Genomic DNA, 6,400 nt, shown 5'->3' with positions numbered 1-6,400 from the left:
GAGTTTTCGCGTCGGCTCGTCACGCAGTTGACGTGACCCGTCGGAACTGCGGAAGTGCCAGGTTGCCTCGTGATTCGAAGACCACCTCGACAGCCATACCGACCCGCACTTCATCGACGTTGCATTCGATCACGTTGGTCATCATTCGAGGTCCTTCTTCCAGCTCCACTATCGCCAAGACGTAAGGAGCGGTGAAAGCTGGCGACGGGGCCTGACGGACGACGGTGTAGGTGACGATCGTCGCTTTTCCCGAAGGTTCTTGCCAATCCAGATCCGCAGCCCAGCAGTATGGGCACCAAGGGCGGGGATGATGATGGAATCGCTTGCACTCCCGACATTTCGGGAGCACAAACCGCCCGACAGCTGCCTGCTGCCAGTACACGGCCGTGCTGTCAGTCACGGTGGGCATGGGAGCAGTTGTCACGGCGTCCTCCCCAAGAGTACGGTCGAATGGTCTGCCATCATGCCGCCGTAAGTGTGTACCAATGCTATTTCTGCAGACACTTGACGATCCGCAGCCTTCCCCATCACTTGGCGCGCAGCTTCGATCAGCATCGACATTCCCGACGCGTCGCCGGTGTGTCCGAATGACAGCAGACCCCCGTAGGTGTTCACCGGAAGGTCACCGCCGGGCGCCCCCCGCCCATCCAGGAAGAAGTGGCCACCTTTAGCTGCCGCCACCAGCCCCGTTTCCTCCAACAGCAGTATCGGGTTGATCGTGAAGGCATCGTACAGTTCGGCCACCTGCACGTCCGAAGGCGAAAGATCGGCCATTTCGAACGCGGCACGCGCTGACACGCTGGCACCCATTGTTGCGAAGTCGCTGGTGTGGGTGATGTTGCCGTGATCGTGGTGTTCACCGAAGCCCAATACATAGGCCGGTTGGTCGGTGATTTCCCGCGCGCGGTCACCATGGGCCACTAGGAACACGGCGCCACCTTCACACGGTACTGAGCAGTCCAGCAAATTGAACGGCCACGCGATAGGTCGTGAAGCCAGAACCATCTCGACGGTGAGCGGACCCGCGTTGCGCATCAAAGCATCTGGATGCCGTAACGCCCACTCGCGGCTCGAGACCGCCACGGCGGCAAGAGCATCGCGGCTCGTTCCGCGTTCGGCCATATGCCGCGTGGCGGCTAAGGCGTAAAGGGCTGGGATGAAGCTGCCGTATGGGTACTCAAAGTCCGGGTGGCTGATCATGCGCGCCATTGCGTTGGCGCCGCCTCCCCGCCCCACCTTGGGGAATTTCCCCGCACCGATACAGAGCACCGCGTTTGCAAGGCCGGCGCTGATTGCAAGTGCAGCCCGCGACAGCATGATCGTGTAGGTCGCCCCACCGACGTTGACAGTCTCACAAAAGCGCGGCCGGATGCCCAACACGTCATTGAGGCGCTCGTGGACGAAGATGTCGGCACCCGCACCGCTGGCCATGCCGGACGGGCAAACCAGCAGGCCGTCCACATCGCGGGGACCAAGTGAATGGCTCTGCAGAAACCGACGAAGCACCAACTCCTGCATGCCCGCGCCGTCGTGGCCTTCGTACTTTCCTGGCGGTAGTTCTTCTACTGCGGCGATAGCCGGCTCGCTGGCAAGTGCCCAAGTTCTCACGTTGACCTCATGGAAGCAGCCACCCAAACCTAGTCGACGTTCAGTATGACCGTGGAAGCGCGAGACTATGCTGCGCAACATAATTGAGGATCATCTCCCGGCTGATCGGTGCCGTCCGCATCAACCGCGCCGGTCCCCACAACGTCGCCAACCCGTACTCCGTAGCCAGACCGTTGCCGCCATGCGTCTGAATCGCTTGGTCCAGCGCAAGGATTCCGGCTTCAGCTGCCGCGTACTTGGCCATATTCGCCGCCTCGCCGGCCCCTGCCTCGCCGGCATCGTGTAAGGCGGCCGCCCGTTGGGTCATCAAGCGTGCGAGTTCAACCTGAATTTTGGCGTGCGCCAGCGGATGAGCGACTCCCTGATGTGCCCCTATAGGGGTGTCCCACACCCTGCGCTCCCGGGCGTAGGTACATGCCTTGTTTAACGCGTACCGGCCGATCCCATTGCCCAGCGCCGCCCCCATTATCCGTTCCGGATTCAGACCAACGAATACCTGCCGCAGTCCCTCGTCCCGAGCGCCGATCAAGTTGTCACCGGGAACACGTACATCGTCGAAGAACAGGGTGAACTGTTTCTCCGGTGTCACGGCTTGCACGGGAATCAGAGTCTTCTGCAGGCCGGCAGCGTCCGTGGGAACCACCATCAGCGACAGCCGGCCGCGCCCACGCTCGTCAGTACCCGTTCGGGTGACCACCAAGATGGCTTGCGCCTCGTCCACTCCCGAGATGTAGTACTTGGTGCCACGCAGAACCCAGTCGGCGCCGTCCCGCTTGGCGGTCGTCGCTATGTTGTGCGAGTTTGAGCCCGCGTCGGGCTCGGTGATCGCAAACGACATTATGATCTCGCCGCTCGCAATGCCCGGAAGCCAACGCCGTTTCTGCTCGTCGGTTCCGAACGCTTGGATGATGGTGCCACAAATGGCCGGCGACACCACCGTCATCAACAACGGGCACCCCGCCGCCGCCAACTCCTCTCCCACGGCATGCAGTTCGTAGATACCCCCACCGCCACCGCCGTACTCCTCGGCAATATTCACCCCGAGAAAACCTTGCTTACCTACCTCCTGCCACAGTTCCGTAGACTTCTCGCCCCCCAGGGATTTGGTCAGGTAGTAATCGTGGCCGTACGACTTCCCGATGGCCGCAACCGCCGCCCGCAGATCCCGCCGTTCCTGGCTCTCTGATATCTCCATACCGCTCAACCCCTTGAATCACCCGCAGGTCCGGGTTTGCACCGGCCACGACAAACTTCAGGCGACACACCGAGGAATTCGAGGGAAGCTTCCGTCACCGCTCGACAGCAGCGTAATCGCCCGGTGATACGTTATCGGCCGTTAACATTGACGCGCAAGTCCGCGTGTCGGTAGTGCGTCGACTTCCAGTGACCGGCTTTACGCCACGCCGGATACGTGATTTCTCGGCAGCAGCCGGAGTCGTTCTAATCCCCAGCCCATGAGCAGAAAGGCAATCTCGCCCCTCTGGCGTGGCGCAACGTCGACAACTTCGGGAAGCTCGATTCGCTTGACCCGGACGCCGGGCCTCGGGTCACTGCCGAGCGGTGTCAAGACAGCGTACGCTAACGCCAATTAACAGGCCCGCGGCCAAGAGCTTTGCGGTCGACGGCCGGGGACAGAGAGGAGGAAAACACGATGCCCGGAACGATGCTGATTGCTGCGGGGGTCACCGGCAAAGGACGGCTGGCCGGGCGCGCCGCATTCGTGCCCTTTGTCGATCCGGCAGTCGGCGGGATACCGCCAAGCGCGCCGCCGCCTAGTGCCGACATCGCGGCGGCAAGCGCCGAGGCGGCGCAGGAGTGCGCATGAGTGCCAGCGTGCGGATCGGTGCTGGTGCCGGCTATTGGGGTGACATGGTGGATCCCGCGGTGGAACTCATTGAGCAGGGCGGTGTCGAGTTTGCCTGCTTCGACCTGCTGGCCGAGTTGACCGTTGCGCTCCTTACCCGTGCCAAGATGCGTGACCCGGGTAAAGGGTACGTGCCCGATGTCGAACCCATTCTGCGTCAGGCGCTGCCCGCTGCCCGCCGTAACGACGTCGGCATCGTGACCAATGGGGGCGGAGCGAACCCGGGTGCCGCCGCACTGGCCGCTGCGCGAGTGGCCTGTGACGCCGGATATCCCGACACCCGCATCGGAACCATTGAGGGCGACGACTTGACGGGGAGAATCGCCGAAATCAGGGATTCGGGTTGGCAATTCGCGCACCTTGAGTCCGGCGAAGAAGACATCGACCGCATCGCCGACCGGATCGTCGCTGTCTCGGCGTACACCGGCTCCGACGGGATCATTGACGCACTTGACGGCGACGCCGATGTCGTGATCGGCGGCAGGCTTGCCGACTCTGCGCTTTATTGCGGGCCGCTCATGCGCCACTTCGGGTGGATATTTGAGCGTAATCCCGACCTGATCGGCGCCGCGCTTACCGTCGGTCATGTACTGGAGTGTGCGGGCATCGCGACCGGCGGCATGTCCTCGCAGTGGCGGCTGTCGCGTGATCCGTGGCGGCTCGGGTTCCCGATGGCCGAGATGTCGGCTGACGGCACCGCTGTGATCAGTAAGGTGCCGGGCTCGGGTGGGGTGCTCAACGAGTGGACCATCAAAGAGCATTTGCTTTACGAAGTGCACGACCCGTTCTGCTATTTGCTGCCCGACGGTGTCGTCGACATGGGCGGTGTCGAGGTCAAAGAACTCGGCCCCGACCGCGTGCAGCTCACGGGCATGACCGGCCGCCGACGGCCGGACACGCTCAAGGTGCAGATCGGCTACGAGGACGGCTACCTCGCCGAGGGGCGCACGATGATCCCCTGGCCCGATGCTCTGGAGAAGGCCGACTTCTGCGAGAGGCTAGTGCGCGGCCGCATCAAGTACCTGGGTGTCATTCCGCAGGAGATGCGTTTCGACCGTGTCGGTTGGGACGCGCTGGCCGGCCCGGTGGCCCCACGACCGGCACCCGACGCCCAGCCCAACGAGGTCGAGCTCCGGATGGTGGCCAAGTGCCGCACCCGCAGCGAGGCCGAGGTCGCCCGCCGCGCGATGCTGCTGCCAGCGACGGCCGGTCCGGTGGGTACCGCCTTCGGCGCGCCGCTGGCGGTGCGCAAGGTGATAGCGCTGTGGCCGACCCTGGTACCGCGTGAGTTCGTCCCACAGCACGTCCGTGTCCAGGCCGCCAAGGAGATGCTCGATGCCCACCATTGACGAGTTGGCGTTCGTGCGTTCAGGCGACAAGGGTGACATCTCCAACGTCGTGGTGCTCGCCCGCGACGCCGAGGCTTTTGCCGCGCTGCAACGCGGACTGCGGCCGGAGGCCATCACCTCCTTCATGAAGGGTCTGGTCACCGGAACCGTGACGATCTACACGCTGCCTCGCCTGCATGCGTTCAACATCGTCATGCGGGGAGCCCTCGGCGGCGGCGCAACCGCAACACTGCGCTTCGACGAGACCGGCAAGTCGATGTGTTCGATCCTGTCCCGCATGCCCCTGCCCGAACCCGCCATCGAAGGGAAGGCAACACCGTGAGCTCCCACACCAACGATGTCACCGGGCTCGGGATGGCGTTCGGCACTCTAGAGGAGGGCCGGTCCTGGGTCGGTCGTCGCTCCGAGCCAAAGCAGGCGTGGTTTCCGATCGACCGATCGATGATCCTCTACTACTGCTCTCTGGTTGAGGACGCCAACCCACGGTACTGGGAGGGCGACGAGTGCCCACCGGGCCTGCTGATGACCCTGGGCATGAACCCGCAATGGGCGCCCGCGCACCTGCACCGCGAGGACGGGCTTTTCGCGCTCAACGTTCCCCTGCCCGGCCACCACATCATCAACGCCTCCACCACCACCGAGCTGGAGCGCCGACCCCGAGTCGGTGACCACGTTTGGATAGTCGAGGAGATCGTCTCGCTATCCGACGAGAAGACGACTCGGCTGGGAACCGGCGTCTTCATCACATCGCTTACCACCTACACCGACCAGCACGGCGAGAACATCGCCCGCAACACCAACGTCCTGTTCCGCTACGACACAGCCCAGTAAACCCGGGGGCGCTCATGACCAAGATCAGCACTGCAGACATCAAAGGCCTTACCTTCGATGACGTCATTGTCGGCGACGAGATCACGCCGGTGTCGATTCCTATCACCTACAAGCGGGTCTGCATGAACGCCGCGGCGACGTGGGACTGGTTCCCGGGCCATCACGATCCGGAGTACGCACGCAGCCAGGGCCAGCGAACGATCTACCTGTCGACGCTGTTCTTTCACGGCTTCATCGACCGGGGCCTCACCGACTGGGCGGGCCCCGACGCGCTCCTGCGCCGGCGCAAGATATCGATGATCAAGTCGATCTACCCGGGACAGACCGCGACCCTTACCGGGCGGGTGGTGGCCAAGCGCCAAGACCGCGGAATGCGCCTGGTCGACCTGGAACTGGCAGTGTCCAGCGAGGAGGGCATATGCGTGCCCAGTGAGGCGACCTTGCAACTGCCGGCCGGTCGGCGGTAATCGAGAACTTCGACAGCCGTCGCTGCATCATCGTTGCCTACGTTCCTGCGCCAGCTCGACCGGGGGACGACCCGCTCTGGATCGCGTAGCTCTGCGGCTCTGGCGACGACGGCGCGCGTCGCTTTGAAGGCTGCCGGTAGATCAGTAACAGTGGTTCCTACAAGGCCTGCTTCCTTCTTATACCCACCACTTCAAAGACGACGTGGCCCCGCGCCAGCGACCTCGATCCGCTATACGCGGGCTTTGGGATGCTACAGGGGGCCGCACCAACGAAAAGCTGT

Annotated in this window: 8 protein-coding genes; 5 read left to right on the top strand and 3 right to left on the bottom strand. The window is 63.5% G+C overall.

Annotated features, from left to right (window positions below):
- Positions 1-19: 19 nt before the first annotated feature.
- The 3 genes from HMPREF0591_RS28220 to HMPREF0591_RS28210 are packed head-to-tail and all read right to left on the bottom strand — an operon-like array spanning position 20 to position 2,803.
- Positions 20-400 (bottom strand): Zn-ribbon domain-containing OB-fold protein, encoded by a 381-nt coding sequence (locus HMPREF0591_RS28220; RefSeq protein ID WP_046185921.1) that lies wholly within the window; start codon positions 398-400, stop codon positions 20-22.
- Between the two features lie 20 nt (positions 401-420).
- Positions 421-1,608, bottom strand: a complete 1,188-nt coding sequence (locus HMPREF0591_RS28215; RefSeq protein ID WP_033721567.1) for a thiolase family protein — start codon at positions 1,606-1,608, stop codon at positions 421-423.
- Positions 1,609-1,648: 40 nt separating this feature from the next.
- Positions 1,649-2,803, bottom strand: coding sequence for an acyl-CoA dehydrogenase family protein (locus HMPREF0591_RS28210; protein ID WP_007172216.1), 1,155 nt, complete (start codon positions 2,801-2,803; stop codon positions 1,649-1,651).
- Between the two features lie 456 nt (positions 2,804-3,259).
- Here HMPREF0591_RS28210 and HMPREF0591_RS32700 point away from each other — a divergent pair, with 456 nt between their 5' ends.
- From HMPREF0591_RS32700 to HMPREF0591_RS28190, 5 genes are read left to right on the top strand one after another with little or no spacing between them, the layout of a single operon-like run.
- Complete coding sequence (locus HMPREF0591_RS32700) at positions 3,260-3,433, top strand: hypothetical protein (RefSeq protein WP_007172215.1); 174 nt, start codon at positions 3,260-3,262, stop codon at positions 3,431-3,433.
- Positions 3,430-4,821, top strand: coding sequence for an acyclic terpene utilization AtuA family protein (locus HMPREF0591_RS28205; RefSeq protein WP_033721564.1), 1,392 nt, complete (start codon positions 3,430-3,432; stop codon positions 4,819-4,821). Before HMPREF0591_RS32700 ends, HMPREF0591_RS28205 begins: the two co-directional genes overlap by 4 nt.
- Positions 4,808-5,143: an AtuA-related protein gene (locus HMPREF0591_RS28200; RefSeq protein ID WP_007172213.1), complete on the top strand. Its 336-nt coding sequence runs from the start codon at positions 4,808-4,810 to the stop codon at positions 5,141-5,143. Before HMPREF0591_RS28205 ends, HMPREF0591_RS28200 begins: the two co-directional genes overlap by 14 nt.
- A 32-nt stretch (positions 5,144-5,175) precedes the next feature.
- The gene (locus HMPREF0591_RS28195) at positions 5,176-5,652 is read left to right on the top strand and encodes an FAS1-like dehydratase domain-containing protein (protein WP_170826177.1); all 477 of its coding nucleotides are present in this window, start codon (positions 5,176-5,178) and stop codon (positions 5,650-5,652) included.
- Positions 5,653-5,666: 14 nt separating this feature from the next.
- Complete coding sequence (locus HMPREF0591_RS28190) at positions 5,667-6,119, top strand: MaoC/PaaZ C-terminal domain-containing protein (protein ID WP_007172211.1); 453 nt, start codon at positions 5,667-5,669, stop codon at positions 6,117-6,119.
- The last annotated feature ends 281 nt before the right edge of the window (positions 6,120-6,400 follow it).

It is taken from the genome of Mycobacterium parascrofulaceum ATCC BAA-614, assembly GCF_000164135.1.
GTDB classification, from domain to species: domain Bacteria; phylum Actinomycetota; class Actinomycetes; order Mycobacteriales; family Mycobacteriaceae; genus Mycobacterium; species Mycobacterium parascrofulaceum.
The sequence above is the reverse complement of the archived record's forward strand: the minus strand, read 5'-3'. Positions and strand labels throughout refer to the sequence as shown.

Coding starts and splice junctions, on each gene's coding strand:
- HMPREF0591_RS28210 (WP_007172216.1), bottom strand. CDS start 2,803: ATGGAGATATCAGAGAGCCAGGAACGGCGGGATCTGCGGGCGGCGGTT.
- HMPREF0591_RS28195 (WP_170826177.1), top strand. CDS start 5,176: ATGGCGTTCGGCACTCTAGAGGAGGGCCGGTCCTGGGTCGGTCGTCGC.
- HMPREF0591_RS28200 (WP_007172213.1), top strand. CDS start 4,808: ATGCCCACCATTGACGAGTTGGCGTTCGTGCGTTCAGGCGACAAGGGT.
- HMPREF0591_RS28205 (WP_033721564.1), top strand. CDS start 3,430: ATGAGTGCCAGCGTGCGGATCGGTGCTGGTGCCGGCTATTGGGGTGAC.
- HMPREF0591_RS32700 (WP_007172215.1), top strand. CDS start 3,260: ATGCCCGGAACGATGCTGATTGCTGCGGGGGTCACCGGCAAAGGACGG.
- HMPREF0591_RS28190 (WP_007172211.1), top strand. CDS start 5,667: ATGACCAAGATCAGCACTGCAGACATCAAAGGCCTTACCTTCGATGAC.